This is a genomic window from Burkholderia sp. AU45388, from assembly GCF_030481585.1.
Lineage (GTDB): Bacteria > Pseudomonadota > Gammaproteobacteria > Burkholderiales > Burkholderiaceae > Burkholderia > Burkholderia sola.
Genome location: NZ_JAUJPV010000003.1, coordinates 406,898 through 421,949, shown reverse-complemented (window position 1 = coordinate 421,949; position 15,052 = coordinate 406,898). Strand labels below are relative to the sequence as shown.

Below are 15,052 nucleotides of genomic sequence, written 5' to 3'. Positions count from 1 at the left end.
AAGGGGATATCGAAATCAGGCTTTGACGTGATCCGCTGCAACCGGCTTGAAGTCGCGCGTGTCGACGCGCGGCTCGTCGGTGCCGAGTCCGTAAAGCACATGCCATTGCCGGAAGATCGCGCTCATCGAAAACCGCTGAATGGCGCGATTTCGTGCGGCCTCGCCCATCTGCTCGCGAAGCTGCCGATCGTCGCGGAGCGTGGTCACGTACTCGACCATCTCGTCGGCGGTCGACGCGACATAGCCCGTCACGCCGTGAATCACCACGTCGCGATTGCCGACGACGTTCGTCACCACGGCCGGGATTCCGGCAACCTGCGCTTCGATCAGCGCGACCGGCATGCCTTCCCAGCGCGAGGTCTGGACATAGATGTCGAGTTCCGACGTCAGCGCCAGCGCGCGCTCTCGGGTCACCCAGCCGCTGCATGCGACGGCCTCGCGCGCGGCGGAATCCGGGATCTCGGCCGCGTTGCCGCCGATCCACAGAAACTCGACGCCGGCGCCGTGCAACGTGTCGGCGAGTCGCACGAATGCGTCATGATTCTTCTGGAACGACGCGCGACCGCTCATCCCGATCACGACCTTGTGGTCGTCGCGCGTACGGCGGGCCGGAATCTCCGCGACGTTCACGCCGTTTTCCACCAGGACCGCCGACCTCGGCCTGACTTTCCCGTTGATCTCGCCGAGCTCGCTGCCCGAGCACGCGACAATCGTGCCGCCGATGCGCGCCGCGATGCGCTCGAAGCTCAGATACGCGAACTGCTTGATGGGCGACACGTCGCAGCGCAGGAATGACAGGCCGTGCGGCGAGTAGAGGACCGTTGCATTCGGGGCGGCGATCCGGGCGGCGATGCGGCCCAGCACGCCGGCCTTCGACGAGTGCAGATGAATCGCGGTCGGCTTGCAGTCGCGCAGGTTACGGACGAGCGCGTGCACGCTGCGCAGATCCTGCCGGACGTTGACCTCGCGCACCATGTCGACATGGACCAGCGTCACGTCGGGCCGGAACAGCGTCGGGAAATTGGCCGGCGTTTCGGGCCGGATCGAGTGCAGCACCGTCACGTCCACGCCGGCCGCGGCGGCATGATTGGCGAGATAGGTGAGCATCGACAGCACGCCGCCGCCGAATGCTTCGGCAATATGAACGATCTTTTCTCGGGTCATCTCTCGGTCTGTCGATTCGGTCGCGCTGTTCGTTGCCCTGTGCGACGATGGGGCGGCGTATCGTCAAGTCGTCAGCGAGTCACGCACACCGAACGTCCAATCCATTACGCATTCCTGATTGATTGATGCGGGATCGCCGCCGCCATTGCTTCCGGTTTGTCGTGCTTGGTCGAACGAACACGCGACGCGGCCGCGAATGTCTACTGTCACGCATGCATCAACTGGTCCGGACCATTGTGGAGCGCATGCCGCGCGCACTCGGTGCGATGGCTAACCGAACGAGCGAATCGGCTGCCGCAATCGCGCCCGGAAGGTATTCATCGCGCGTCGGCGCGCTGGGCGGGTGGCTTGCGTACGCGAGCGAGCGGATTGGACAGATAGCGGATCGCACGATTGCTCAGCGTCGACGACGGCAGCAAACACGCGAGCGACAACACGGTGACCGCCGCTTTCTTGGCCGGACGCCAGAACGGGTTGCGCAGCACGGTATGCCAATAGCGTCCCGATTCGCACAGGAACCAGCGCCAGCGACGCGCCAACGGCGCGCGATACAGCGTGCTCGCGAAGCGTGCCTTCTCGATGGCGAAGTCGCGTGGGGCAACCGGCAGCGCTTCACGCAACCGCATGCCGGCGAGCGTGCGCAGGATCGACCAGCGACGTTCGGCCTTCAGTGCACCCGTTGCCGCGTCTTCCGAATTGGCGAGCGCGAGGGCCGGGCCGTCGGCCGCGCCTGCGTTCGACTGCTGGTGCATGCGATAGCCGCCGAGTGTCGCATCGATCATGTGGACGGCACCGAGCAGTGCGATGCCGTAGATCGCGTAGAAATCGGCGCCATGCAGATTGTCGGCAGTGACCGGCACCGGAAAAATGCGTTTCAGCGCAGCGACCTGATACGCGTTGCCCGATGCAGGCGGCGACGGGTACAGCCAGCCCGCGCGCAACAGGCGGCCGCAATCCGTATCGACCACCGACTGCGGCACGCTCGCGCCGGTTCGTACGCCATCGTGCGCGATCACGTCGAGACGGAAATGGACCTTCACGAAATCGCCGGATGCGAACGCGGCGAGCACGCGTGCCGCGGCGTCGGCATAGAGCAGGTCGTCCGCGTCGAGCAGAATGACGTAGCGCGACGTGACATGCTCCAGCGCGCGGTTGTACGCGGCAACCTGACCGCGATTCTCCTGGAACACCGCGGCAATGCGCTCGCCGTACGAGCGAATGATGTCGCGCGAATCGTCGGTCGACCCGTCGTCGACGATCAGAACGCGCACGCCGCGCGTGGTCTGCGCGAGCGCCGAGTCAATCGCGTCGCGCAGATACTTGCCGTGGTTGTAGTTGCAGATTGCGATGGTCAGGTCGGTCATGTGCGGAAGTCGGACGGGCGGCGCGCGGACGATCGGGGTCATGATACGGATCGCGCGCCTGCGCACAGTTCGCGAGCCTACCGTTCGGGCATTCGCGCACACGTGGAATATTGCGTCGTCGACGCGCTGCCCGAGCGCTTGGTCTGATGACGCACCGAAGCCGTTCGGAACCGCTGATCTAATCAAGGTTGGAGCGTCGCCGCTTTCGTCGGCTTCGCGCGCAGGCCACGCAGTCGGCCGTCGACACGTGCGGTTCGACGCGCACGAAGACTTGCCAGGGAAACGTAAGATATGCATGAATTGCAACGCCTGTCGCGCATTGTGGTCGCCGGCATGTGCATGGCGGCCGCGCTATCGTGGCCGGAGTTGGCCGTGCACGCGGCCTCCGCGACCAAACCGGCCGCGCTCGATGCGGCGGTACCGGACGCTTACGTGCGTCCGGACCCCGCAGCGGCAGATCAGGGCGACGCGCTGCAACGCGCGCTCGACGCGCTGCGGCCGGGGCAGCGGCTCGTATTCGCACCGGGGCGCTATGTCGTCAGCCGGTCGCTCGTCGTGCGGCAGGCGCGTGTGGTGCTGTCGGGATTCGGCGCGACGTTGATCGCGACAACGCCGAACGATCAGACGATCGAGCTGCGCGGCGACGGTACGACGCTCGTCGGGTTCCGGCTCACGGGAACCGGCGCGACGCGTCTCACGACGCCCGGGTCGACGAAGATCGAGGTAACGGGGCGCGACGTGCAGGTGCTCGACAACATCGTCGACGGCGGCGCAGGGGCGGGCATTTTCGTGTTCGGCGGCGCGGATGTCGCGATCGTCGGCAACGAGGTGCTGTCGACGCTGGCGGACGGCATTCACATGACGCACGGCTCGCACAACGTGCTGGTGCAGGGCAATGTCGTGCGCGGAACCGGCGACGACATGATCGCCGTGGTGAGCTACCAGGCGGAAGGCGTGCTGACCCGCAACGTGATGATTACCGGCAACTCGCTGGAGGGCAACCCGTGGGGCCGTGGCATCACCGTGGTCGGCGGCGCGGACGTTACGATTTCGGACAACATCGTGCGCAACGTGCAGGTCAGCGCCGGGATTCTCGTCGCGCAGGAAGACAGCAACCACACTGTCGGCTCGTCCGACGTCCGGATCGAGCGCAACGTGATTGCCGATATCCAGACCGCGACGGGCCGGACCGATTCGCGTCCGCTCACGCAGCAAGCGGCGATCGAGGTCAGCACGTGGTCCGGTTCGGTGTCGCGCGTGACCGTGATCGGCAATCGCGTTTCGAATGCGCGATTCGATGGCATTCGGTTGTGGGGCAACGTCTCGGACATACGGCTGGCGGACAACCGGCTGTCGGGAATCGGCGGCATGCCGGTGCGGGTCGGACCTGAACCGGAGTGCGCAACCGGCGCGCCCGCGGGCGCGTCTGCGAACAATCGGGCAAGAGGCGCTCCGTGCACGAGCGCGCGCCTGTCGCGGCCGGGTGCGCCTGATGCCGTCGGCGCCGATACGTCATTGCTGCCGCGCGTGCGCGAATCCGTCAGACGGGCGCGCTGGTCCCAACGCGTCGATTGATCGTGCGGTGCGCGGCCCACGCGCCGGCGCGATTCGCATGCAGCGGTCGAACGGCGTCGCGTTCCTCCGCCTTCTCGTCAGCCTGGTTCTCCGGCCGAGAGCGGTACGACCGGCGTGGGCTGCGCGGAAGTCGTCCTTGACGATGGTTGAGCCGTCCCGACGACTGTCCGCCCATACTGATCGTCGAACCGCACGATATCGTCCTCGCCGAGATAATTTCCCGATTGCACCTCGATGATTTCGAGCGGAATCCGGCCGGGATTCTCGAGTCGATGCACTTCACCGACGGCGATATACGTCGATTCGTTCTCGCACAGCAGGAACGTCTCGGCGCCGCGCGTCACCTTCGCGGTGCCGCGCACGACGATCCAGTGCTCCGCACGGTGGTAATGCATCTGGAGCGACAGCTGCCTGCCGGGTTCGACGACGATCCGCTTCACCTGGAAGCGCTCGCCGAAATCGATCGAATCGTAATGGCCCCACGGCCGCTGCACCTTGCGGTGCTCGCTCGCCTGCGGGCGGCGGTCGGTCTTCAGGCGTTCAACGATGTTCTTCACGCGCTGCACGTCGTGCTTGTTCGCCACCAGCACCGCATCGGCCGTCTCGATCACGACGACGTCCTTCATCCCGACGCACGCGATGAGGCGGCCTTCCGAACGCACGAGGCTGTCCTGCGTATCCTCGAACACGATCGGGCCGCGCGCGACGTTGCCGTGATCGTCCTTCGGCATGATTTCCCAGATCGCGTCCCACGTGCCGACGTCCGACCAGCCCGCCGCGAGCGGCACCACGATGCCTTCGATGCCGAGCTCGCCGTGTTCCGCGAGGCGCTCCATCACCGCATAGTCGATCGAATCCGACGGGCACGCGTCGAAGGCCGCCGCATCGATCCGGAAGAACGGATCGTCGGCGACACCCGCGCGCCACGCGTTCTCGCAAGCGGCGTGGATGTCCGGCGCGAGCGCGCCGATCGCCTTCAGCCAGACCGATGCGCGCGTGACGAAGATCCCGCTGTTCCACCAGTAATCGCCCGATTGCAGATAGCGTTCGGCGAGCGTCGCATCGGGTTTTTCGACGAAACGCCCGATCGCGTAGCCGCCCTGGCTGCCGTGGCGGCCCGAGCGCGGCTCGCCGACCTGGATGTAGCCGTAGCCCGTCTCCGCGCGGCGCGGCAGCACGCCGAGCGTGACGATCGCGCCCTCCTGCGCATAGCGCGCCGCGCGTGCGATCGCGTCCTGGAACGCGCCGACATCGACGATCACGTGGTCGGCCGGCATCACGGCCAGCACGGGATCGTCGGCGAGCGCGCTCGCGTCGAGCGCCGCCAGCGTCAGCGCGGGTGCGGTGTTGCGCGCGGCCGGCTCCAGCAGGATGCGGGCGGGCGCCGAGCGGCCTTGTACTTGCTCGGCGCTCATGAAGCGATGCTGTTCGCCGCAGACGAGCAGCAGCGTGTCGCCGAGCGACGCGTTCGCGATGCCGTTCAGGCGGCGCGCCGTCGCCGACAGCGGCGACTCGTTCGAGACCAGCTCGATCAGCTGCTTCGGATACTGCTCGCGCGACAGCGGCCATAGCCGCGTGCCGGAGCCGCCGGCGAGAATCACCGGCAGGATGCTCGGCAGATCCGGTTCGGGAACGGGGCGAAGGGTACGGGTCATCGGTTCGCTCCGGTATCGGCGGGCAGCCGGGTGCGCGCGCGGCCGTCGGCGCGCGTGTCGTCGTTGCGCGAGACTGAAACGGCCCGCGACAGCAGGTGACGCAGCGCGCCGGCCGCACGGTCGGCCGATCGTACCAGGCCGACGAACGGCGCACCCTGTTCGAGATACGGGCCGTAGGCCTTGCGGAATCCGAACTGTTTGTAGAACGCCTGACGCGGCGCCGGGACGTGCGTGCGCACCGCGGTGTCCGGCCATGCGGCCTGCGCGGCGGTGAGCGCGCGCCCGATCAGGCGTTCGAGCGTGTCGTCGTCGCGGCAGCTTTCGCTCGTCAGCACCTTGTCGATCACGACGTCCGGATCGATGTCGTCGCCAGGCAGGATGCGTGCGTACGCGGCGACTTCCGTGGTGTCGCCGTTGCGCACGCTCGCATAGACGTGCAGTGCGCCCACGTCCTTGCCGTCGATGTCGAGATGCGTGTGCGCATCCTCGACCACCAGCACGGCGTTGCGCGCGCGCAGGATTGCATAGAGATCGACGGCGCTCAGATGTTCGAATTCACAACAATGCCATTCCATGATGCTGTCCTCGCGTGATGCCTTCGGCACGCCGCGCCGCACGGACGCGATCGTTCCGTGCGGCGCGGCGATCTTCATCATCCGGATGCGTGGCGTGGCGGTCTGTTCGAAAGCGTACTCACGCTCCGGATTCGCATGCACGGCGCGGGATACGAGGCGACGTGGGCGTCGCGGAGCGTCGCAATGTGCGGTAGCACACACCGTCGGGGCCGGTGCCTTTTCATAATGGGTTGATCGTGGCGGCCTGCAATGAAGCGCGCCGGCCGACATCGGACGCAAACCGGTCGTCGGGACGCGGGACCGAGGATTGCGGTGTTTTTCGATGGGCCGGTCGCGCGGTTGCACCGCCATGGTGATCGGCCGGTGCGTCGGCTTCCGGTCGAGACCTGCGGGGCGGCCGATCGCCAGGAGGGCCGTCGTGCTGCACCGCGCGGCGCTGGTTCCGGGCGCCCGACGCCTGGAACCCACGGTTGTCGGCGGGAATTCGCCGAAAAGAGGCGGCGCGGCGCGATGCCGGTGATTACGACGTGTAACGGCTGGGCAGCCCGCGCGCCGGCGCCATGCGATGCCGCGACCCGGCGGCGCTCGCGATTATGCGGTCCGGGCGGACGGTCCCACGCACTTTTGGGAGATTTCGGTGAAAATCGCACGTAATCGACAGTATCAATCTTGCGGAAAAGTAGTATTTGCCACTGATTGACGGGAATGGTCGGAGATAATCAAATCTCAGTGGCCAAAAGTGCGCAGCGCCGGGTCACGGGCAGCGTAACCGACTGATTCAGGATTATCTTTTGGTAACAAGGTCATCTCGAAACGGGGTGTAAATTGAGGTGCGGATGAAATGGGGCGGCCAATCCGGGCGCGGTTTGGCGGCCTTCCGGTTCCGTATCGGGCGCGACCGTCGTATACGACGCGACGCACATGCGGACGGATTGTCCGTTTGCCGGCGTGCCCCGCCTGACGGCGGGTCGCTTCAAAGCCGGAATGTCATGGCTCCCGCAGCCGCGCATTCCGTTCGAGTTCGATGACAACGAGGCCGGATGACATCCGGCTCGACCTCCGGGGGTTTCGCCGTGTGCAGTTTCGATCTTCGCCAAAGCTGCGGAAACGCAGCGCGGAAAGGCGGCCATGCGCCGCCGGCCGTAGCGCACGCGAACGGTTCGCGGAGTGCAGAGAGTGACGGTTCGTTATGAATATGCCAATAACGCGCGATAAGAGCGCCGGCGCGGGGAGCAGTAACGGGCAGCGTCCGCTGATTTACTGGACGCAGTCGCCGTCCGTGATGCTGCGAAAGGAATTGTCGCGCCGCGACTGGAAAGTGACGGTCGTCGCGCATGCGAACGAGCTGCGCGACACGTCGGGCGAAATTACCTGCGGCATTCTCGACTTGAGCGGCGGCCATGCCGATGCGATCGGCAGCATCGCGTCGACCTGCGCGTCGATGCGCGACGTCGTCTGGGTGGCGCTCGTGGACGTCGGCCAGACGGCCTCGCCGAACGTGCGCGCGCTGTTGCGCGACTACTGCTTCGACTACGTCACGCTGCCGGCGTCGCACCAGCGAATCGCCGATACGGTCGGCCATGCGTACGGCATGGAGTGCCTGTTCGCGCGCGATCGCGAACAGCTCGAATCGGAGGAAAAGGGCATCGTCGGCACCTGCAGCGCGATGCTGCGGCTGTTCGATACGGTGCGGCGTTTCGCGCGCACCGACGCACCGGTGTTCGTGTTCGGCGAGACGGGAACCGGCAAGGAACTCACGGCCGTCGCGATCCACCGTCATTCTGAGCGGCGCAACGGCCCGTTCGTCGCGGTCAACTGCGGCGCGATTCCACCGCATCTGCTGCAATCCGAACTGTTCGGCTACGAGCGCGGCGCGTTTACCGGCGCGAACGCGCGCAAGATCGGCTACGTCGAGGCCGCGAACGGCGGCACGCTGCTGCTCGACGAGATCGGCGACCTGCCGCATGAAAGCCAGGCGAGCCTGCTGCGGTTTCTGCAGGAGCGTTCGATTCATCGTCTTGGCGGTAGCGATCCGGTGCCGGTCGATGTCAGGATCGTGTCGGCGACGCACGTCGACCTGCGCGATGCGATGGAGGAAGGGCGTTTCCGCGCCGACCTGTTCCACCGGCTGTGCGTGATGCGCATCGACCAGCCGCCGCTGCGCGCGCGCGGCAAGGACATCGAACTGCTCGCGCACCACATGCTCGAACGTTTCCGCGGCGATGCGCGCCATCGCGTGCGCGGGTTCTCGACGGATGCGATCACGGCGCTCTACAAGCACGACTGGCCCGGCAATGTCCGCGAACTGATCAACCGGGTGCGCCGTGCGGTCGTGATGACGGAGGGGCGCCTGATCACCGCGCAGGATCTCGAGCTCGAATATTGTCTCGATGCGGCGTCGCCGTCGGTCGCCGACATCCGCAAGTCGATCGAGCGCGAGGCGATCGAAACCGCGTTGCTGCGGACGCGCGGGCGCGTCGCCGCTTCGGCGCGCGAACTCGGCGTGTCGCGCGCGACGCTGTATCGCTGGATGGAGGCGTACGGCATCGAGCGACCGCGCGGGACGGGCTCGTCCGATTGATGCGCGGCGGCACGATGCGCGCGGCTGCCGCGCGCGTCGTGTCAGCCGGCCTGCGTCGCGCGCACCGCGCGCGCGGCGTTCACGGCGCGGATGTCCACCGTGGGCGCGACGTTGTCGTTCGCTCCCGCCGGCTTCCCGTCAGGCCGTATCGGCACGAGCGCGATGCGCGCCGGCGTGCCGGGCGCGAGATGGAACCAGTCGTCGCTCGGCATGAAGCCCGGCGCGTCGATCTGCACGTGGCGGGCGACGTGCCGCGTGTCGATGTCGACGTGCCAAGTTGCACCGGTGCGCGACACGCATGCTTCGATCCCGGGTTCGCGACGCGCCAGCACGGCCGGATGCGTGCGGGACGGGAAATGGAACGCCTGCGACAGCAGCGTGCCGTCGTCGGCGCGCAGCGTCGCGACGACCGTATCGTGTTCGCACGGGCCGAAGCGGTACGCGTAGGTCCAGTCGAAGAAGCGGCCGAGCAGCTCGGCCGAGCCGAGCCGTACCGTGTCGTGCGCGGCAATCCGCACCGGGCAGCCGGCCCGCGCGACCGGCGTGCGGCCGTCGCGTAGCGCGACCAGCTCGATCGAGGCCGACAGCGGCGCTGGGCGTTCGTTGATCACGTGCACGTCGAGCCCGTTCAGGCCTTCGTCGACGAGCAGCACCTGGATCGGTTGCAGCACCTGGCGCAGCGCATACCACGCCGATTTCGGCCGGTGCGCGGCGTCGATCACGCCCCACCCGGCGCCGGGCATCACGTCCTGGAACTGCCACACGAGCGCGCCCGCGCAACGCGAACCGGTGCGCCGCCATTCGGAAAACGTCTCGCGCATCACGTCCGCGACCACCGCACGCGACAGCTCGACATAGCGGGCCGGGTCCTCGCGCCGCAGCCGGTCGGGCGCGACGTCGTACAGCGTCTGCAGATAATGGTCGCGGATATCGTCGAAATCCCACGACGTGCCGGGGTCGCGCGGCACGGCCGCCTTCCAGCGCGGTTCGTGCACGCCCGGCCAGCCGAGTTCCGCGAGCGTCGCATCGCACGGCACGTTCGCGAACGCGAGGCATTCGCTGGCAAAGCGCACGTCCGCGCGGCGCGCGTCGTCGAGCGGGCGCAGGTACGCGCCGACGCCGTAGTAGTGCGACACGCGTTCGCGCGGCGTGAACGGCAGCACGCCGCCGTCCGGCGAATCGGGCACGTAGGGGACATCGGGGCGGTGCGCGGCCGCGTGGCCGGCCAGCCTGTCGGCCGTCAGCTCGAGGAAACGCTGCTTCGGCCCGAGCCCCGACATCGCGGCCTGCTGCGCGATCTCGCTGCCGCCGCACAGCACCGCGAGCGACGGCGAAGCGCCGTGACGCGACAGGAACTGGATCGCTTCGCGATCGACGTTGGCCGCGAACGCGGGATCGTCGAGCGCGTAGTCGAAGTTCGCGAAACCGAAGTCCTGCCAGACCAGCAGCCCGAGCCGGTCGCACCATGCGTGGAACGCGTCGGCCTCGTAGGTCATCGTGCCGCCGACGCGGATCATGTTGAAGCCGGCGTCGCGCGCGAGCCCGAGCAGGCGGCCGTAGGTCGCATCGTCCGTGTGCAGCGCGAGTGGCGCGGCGCTGCTCCAGCATGCGCCGCGCGCGAATACGGGCACGCCGTTGATGCGTAGCCCGAAGCCTTTGCCGTCGTCGCCGGAGTCGACGTCGATCGTGCGAAAACCCGTCGAGCCCAGCGACCGGCGCGCATCGCCGATATGCAGCGCGATCTCGTAGAGCGCCGGTTCGCCGTGCGTATGCGGCCACCAGCGGCGCACGTTCGGTATCGCGACGCTCGTGCGCAGCCGGTCGGCGCCGGCCCGTTCGAGCGTCGCGTGATGTTCGCCGCACGACAGCCGCGCCGCGAACATGTCGGGCAGCGGCGCGGCGAACGTCAGTTCCGCCTCGAGCCAGCCCGTGTCGCCTTCGACGCGTGCATGCAGTGTGCAATCGGCGAGAATGGGCCCGTCGGCCGGATCGAGCACGTCGATGGGCCGCCACGGGCCGGTGGGCACATACGGCGGAAACCAGCCCGGCATATGCCCGAACAGCGACGTGCGGATCGTGCGCAGCGCGGCCGGTTCGGCGAGGCGCGTGCGCCAGCGCGCCCGCCGCGGCGCCCGCGCGTCGCGCAGGTGCGGCGCGAGCGCGCGGAAACAGACGGTCAGCCGGTGCGTGCCGTCGAGCGCCACGGGCACGTCGTGCGCAACGAACATGCTGTCCGAGCTGTGGATCGGCGTGTCGTCGAGCCAGGCCTGCGCGAGCGTCGCGAGGCCGTGAAAACGGAGGATGCGCGGCCCGCGCCCGCGCAGCTCGAGTCGATACCAATGGTCGCGCTCGTCGAGCGATGCGGCTTCGTCGAGCCGGCCGGCCAGCGCGAGCGCCTGCGCGACCGTGCCGGGCACCGGCGCCGCGATCCAGCCGTCATGGTTGGCGGGGAGGTCGCGCGGCGTTTGCACGGCGCCCGCGGCCGTCGCCCGCATCGACCACGCGGGCAGGGGGCGCGCGCGCGTCACCGCATGGCCGGCACGGGCGCCGCGTCGGCGCGCACGGGCGTCACGTGCCGCAGCGGCGCGCCGATCTGCCGCGCGCACGCGATGAGGTCGACGTACGCGGCCTCGATCGCTTCGAGCGTCGAATCGCCGCGCTCTTCCTTGCCGCGCGCGCACGCGCGCGCGAGCCGGAATTCGAGCACCATCGCTTCGGACGCGATCCGATCGCACGCGGCGCGGATCTCGGCGAACGGCCCGGTGCAGCCGCTCGCCTGCAGCCAGCGCGCATAGTGGCCGAACAGTTCGAAATTCGCGCCGAGCTGCCGCACCGAATTGAACGAGTACGCATGGAAGCGTTCGAGCGGCGCTTCCGCGAGGATCTGCGCATCGGTCTGCAACTGCCGGCGGAACGCCGCGATCGGATCGACGACCGGCAGGCGCCGCAGGTGGCGCTGCAACGCGGCGAGCGAGGCTTCGCACAGCGCGCGTTCGTCGAGCGGCGCAAAGCGTCGCTTCGCGCATTCGACGTACGGCGGCAGCGCCATCGGCGAACTGCCGCCGATGAGCCCGTCGTAGTCGAAATCCTCGGCGACGTAATAGCCGCTGTTGTGGAAGTAGCCGATCTGGCGCTTCTCGCGGTCGATCGCGTCGATGCCGATCGTCGTCTTCGTGTGCTGTGCGCGGTAGCTGGCGCCGCGCGTATCGGGCAGGAACCACGCGTCGACCTCGACGATCATCAGGTGGCCGCGCGCCACCTGCGTCTCGATGTGCTGGTCGAGCGGCTCGTAGATCGAATGCTCCTGCACGACGATCCCGTAGAGTCGCTCCAGCTCGTCGTGCGGAAACTTGAAGAACGTGAACTGGTCGCCCTCGAAATCGAGCGCGATCGTAAACGGCAGCGCCGCATACGGATTGAGGCCCCACCACCGCAGCACCTCGAGCCACATGTCGACGTAGCAGTTGGTCTGCTTCCAGACCATCTCCTGACTGTGCAGCGGGTGCGGCCGGTAGTGGCGCGCGCGGTGGCGCACGTCCTCGAACGACGCGTCTTCGCCGTCGCGGGAAACGAACCTCATCGCGCGCCCCACAGCACGTCGCGCACCTCGCTCGGCCATGCGTCGATGTCGAAGCCGTGGTGGCGGAACAGCGCGAGCGTGAGCCGCTCGAGACCGAAGCCGACGCAGCCCGTGTGCGCGACGTCGTCCGTCGCGGTGCGGATGTCCCACAGCAGACCGAAGTGGTCCATGTGGTAGTTGAAGCTCAGGCACGCGGTCTGCCGGTCGTCGTGCTCGATCGGAATCAGCAGCTCGAACTTCAGGTTCTGCTCGCGCTGACTATCCGCGACGATCTTGCCGCCGCGCCCGAAGAACGGGTCGTTCGCGAGATCGATCGCATTCGGCAGGCGCAGCGCGTCGATCATCCGCGTGCCGCGTTCGATCCATGTCTCGCGGAACGAGACGATCTGCTCGGGCGTGCCGATCCGCACGTACTCGCGCATCCGGAACAACTGCATGCGGGTCGGGTCGAGCGACGGTTCGTGGCGGAAGCAGTACGAGAACACGTCGACGATCCGGCCGTCGGCGGGCAGCGCGCCCGCGCGCGCGACGACGGGATACACGGGATAGCACGCGGCCGGCGTCATCACGACGTAGGTCGGCTTCTGGTTTTCGGTCCAGTCGTCGCCGCGATCGAGGCATTGCAGCACGCGCTGATGCTGGCGTTCGTCGCCGCAGAACGCATGCACGCTGCCCGCCAGTTGCGGGAAGCTCTTCATGTATTCGCTGCGCTCGAACTCGGTGCGGCTCATCGCCGGCGGAAAGCGCAGCACTTCGGCCTGCTGGTCGGCGCCGAGGCGCGTGACGAACGCGTCGAGCGCTTCGACCACGCGCTCGAATCGCTCGCTGCGGCCGAACAGGCCCTGGATGCCGGTCGAAACCAGCAGGCCCGCGTCGATCAGCGCGTCGCGCAGCGGATTGACGCCCGCACGGTCGAGCGGTGCGTCGGCGGGAACGGAGGGGGCGGTGGGCACGGCGAGGCGATCGTTCACGTGTGTTTCTCCAGCGTCGCGGGACGCAGCGCGAGCAACAGGCTCGCAGTGTTGGCGGCAATGCGGTCGTTGCTGATCATCAGCGGCGCCGCGTGCAGGTCGCGAATGTGGCGGCCGATGCTGAACGGCGTGCCTTGCTTGTAGCCGGCCATCCCGCAGATCATCATCGCCTGGTGCGCGACCTCGAGCGCGGTCGCCGACACATAGGTCTTCAGCGTATTGATCTCGGCGGCCCACGCCATGCCGGCCGACCACGAGCGCGCCGACGCGTTCGCGTGGAGGCGCAGCACGTTGTCGACGCGCGCCTGCATCGCCTGCATCAGCGCGAGCGATTCGGCGATGCGCCGCGCGGCGGGAGACGGCGCGCCGTCGGTCTGGCGTGCCTGCGCACGGAAGAACTGATGCGCGCGATGAAACGCGTCGCCGGCCACGCCGATCCACACCGCGGCCCACAGGATGTGCGAGACCGGCACCATCGTTTCCTCGGCGATCTTCGCGAACGGCACCGGCAGGCATTGCACGGCCGCGCCCTGCGCGTCGAGCACGAAGCCGTTGCTGCACGTGCCGCGCATGCCGAGCGTGTCCCATTCGCCGCGGCGTGTGAGCGTGTAGCCGTCGCGCAGCAGCGTGACGAGCACCTGCTCGGAAGCCGGCGCGTCCGCATCGCGTCGCGCGGTGGCGAGAATGCCGTCCGCGTAGTCGCCGTACGAGATCGTCGGCGCGGATTTGTGCAGCCGGAACCCGCCGCCGTCGATCTCGAGTGCGCACTGGCTCGCGCGCAGGTTGCCGCCGACGCCGTCTTCCGACGTGGCCGACGCGAGCAGCCACTGGTGACGCACGATCTGCTGCAGGAACAGCTTGTGCCAGCCCTGGTCGGCGGCATGGTCGACGATGCAGGCCACCTGGATCTGGTGCATCGCGAACACCATCGCCGACGAGGCGCACGCCTGGCCGAGGATCGAGCAGGCCGACGCGATGTCTTCCAGCGACGCGCCGGCACCGCCGAGATGGGCCGGCACCATCGCGCCGAGCAGCCGGCGCACGCGCATTGCCTCGATCGCCTCGACGGGGCAGCGCGCGTCGCGGTCGACCGCATCGGCGTGCTGGGCGGCGATCTGCGCGACGGCATGCGCGGCTTCGTCGAGCCGATGCGAATCGCTGTCGGACGCGAGTTCGGGTAGCAGCGCGCTCATGCGGAGTGCTCGGTGCGTTGCAGCGTGACGATCGTGTCCGCAAGCGCGTCGATGCTGCGGAACAGGTTGCGGTTCAGCATCTCGTCGGGAATCTCGATGTTGAACTGCTTTTCGATCGCGAGCATCAGCTGGATCGTATCGAGCGAGGAGAGGCCCGCTTCGTAGAGGTCGTCCCCGTCGCCGATCGAGTCGATCGCGGCTTCGAGGTGGGCGACGTGCTTCAGGATGGTTCTGATTTCGTTTTTCACGTGCTGCTCCGGCGTGCGTGGTGTCGTCCGCTCGGGCAGACGCGCGACAAGCGCTGACATCCCCCGGCAGTCCGGCATCAGTAGACCATCGGCAGACGCGGCGTTCTGTTCGCCACCCTACAAACAGCTGACCTGGCACGCGGGCG

Annotated in this window: 11 protein-coding genes; 2 read left to right on the top strand and 9 right to left on the bottom strand. The window is 67.9% G+C overall.

Annotated features, from left to right (window positions below):
• Window positions 1–15: 15 nt before the first annotated feature.
• Together QZM72_RS09355 and QZM72_RS09350 are read right to left on the bottom strand one after the other, a co-directional pair.
• Window positions 16–1,164 carry a glycosyltransferase gene (locus QZM72_RS09355; RefSeq protein ID WP_301737919.1) on the bottom strand — a complete coding sequence of 383 codons (1,149 nt, stop codon included), beginning with the start codon at window positions 1,162–1,164 and terminating at the stop codon, window positions 16–18.
• 317 nt (window positions 1,165–1,481) lie between these two features.
• Entirely contained in the window at window positions 1,482–2,528 is a 1,047-nt protein-coding gene (locus tag QZM72_RS09350; protein WP_089469652.1) for a glycosyltransferase family 2 protein, read from the bottom strand.
• Window positions 2,529–2,819: 291 nt separating this feature from the next.
• Here QZM72_RS09350 and QZM72_RS09345 point away from each other — a divergent pair, with 291 nt between their 5' ends.
• Entirely contained in the window at window positions 2,820–4,103 is a 1,284-nt protein-coding gene (locus QZM72_RS09345; RefSeq protein ID WP_089469653.1) for a nitrous oxide reductase family maturation protein NosD, read from the top strand.
• 77 nt (window positions 4,104–4,180) lie between these two features.
• On the opposite strand, the gene QZM72_RS09340 is transcribed toward QZM72_RS09345, so the two are convergent.
• Window positions 4,181–5,758, bottom strand: coding sequence for a mannose-1-phosphate guanylyltransferase/mannose-6-phosphate isomerase (locus QZM72_RS09340; RefSeq protein ID WP_301737918.1), 1,578 nt, complete (start codon window positions 5,756–5,758; stop codon window positions 4,181–4,183).
• On the bottom strand, window positions 5,755–6,333 hold the full coding sequence (locus QZM72_RS09335) for a drug:proton antiporter (RefSeq protein WP_089470559.1): 579 nt from the start codon (window positions 6,331–6,333) through the stop codon (window positions 5,755–5,757). Before QZM72_RS09335 ends, QZM72_RS09340 begins: the two co-directional genes overlap by 4 nt.
• A gap of 1,189 nt (window positions 6,334–7,522) precedes the next feature.
• On the opposite strand from QZM72_RS09335, the gene QZM72_RS09330 reads away from it, so the two are divergent.
• The gene (locus tag QZM72_RS09330; protein ID WP_179233507.1) at window positions 7,523–8,914 is read left to right on the top strand and encodes a sigma-54 dependent transcriptional regulator; all 1,392 of its coding nucleotides are present in this window, start codon (window positions 7,523–7,525) and stop codon (window positions 8,912–8,914) included.
• Window positions 8,915–8,955: 41 nt separating this feature from the next.
• Here QZM72_RS09330 and QZM72_RS09325 read toward each other — a convergent pair whose 3' ends face one another.
• Genes QZM72_RS09325 through QZM72_RS09305 form a run of 5 tightly spaced genes read right to left on the bottom strand, consistent with a single transcriptional unit; the run spans window position 8,956 to window position 14,906 of the window.
• A complete protein-coding gene (locus tag QZM72_RS09325) occupies window positions 8,956–11,409 on the bottom strand; it encodes a glycoside hydrolase family 2 protein (protein ID WP_301737917.1) in 2,454 nt (817 codons plus the stop codon).
• Window positions 11,410–11,438: 29 nt separating this feature from the next.
• Window positions 11,439–12,494: a DUF1839 family protein gene (locus QZM72_RS09320; RefSeq protein WP_089470562.1), complete on the bottom strand. Its 1,056-nt coding sequence runs from the start codon at window positions 12,492–12,494 to the stop codon at window positions 11,439–11,441.
• Complete coding sequence (locus QZM72_RS09315) at window positions 12,491–13,465, bottom strand: amino acid--[acyl-carrier-protein] ligase (RefSeq protein WP_089469655.1); 975 nt, start codon at window positions 13,463–13,465, stop codon at window positions 12,491–12,493. Before QZM72_RS09315 ends, QZM72_RS09320 begins: the two co-directional genes overlap by 4 nt.
• Entirely contained in the window at window positions 13,462–14,658 is a 1,197-nt protein-coding gene (locus QZM72_RS09310) for an acyl-CoA dehydrogenase family protein (protein WP_089469656.1), read from the bottom strand. Before QZM72_RS09310 ends, QZM72_RS09315 begins: the two co-directional genes overlap by 4 nt.
• Entirely contained in the window at window positions 14,655–14,906 is a 252-nt protein-coding gene (locus QZM72_RS09305) for an acyl carrier protein (protein ID WP_179233508.1), read from the bottom strand. The genes QZM72_RS09310 and QZM72_RS09305 overlap by 4 nt, the downstream gene beginning before the upstream one ends.
• Window positions 14,907–15,052 lie beyond the last annotated feature (146 nt).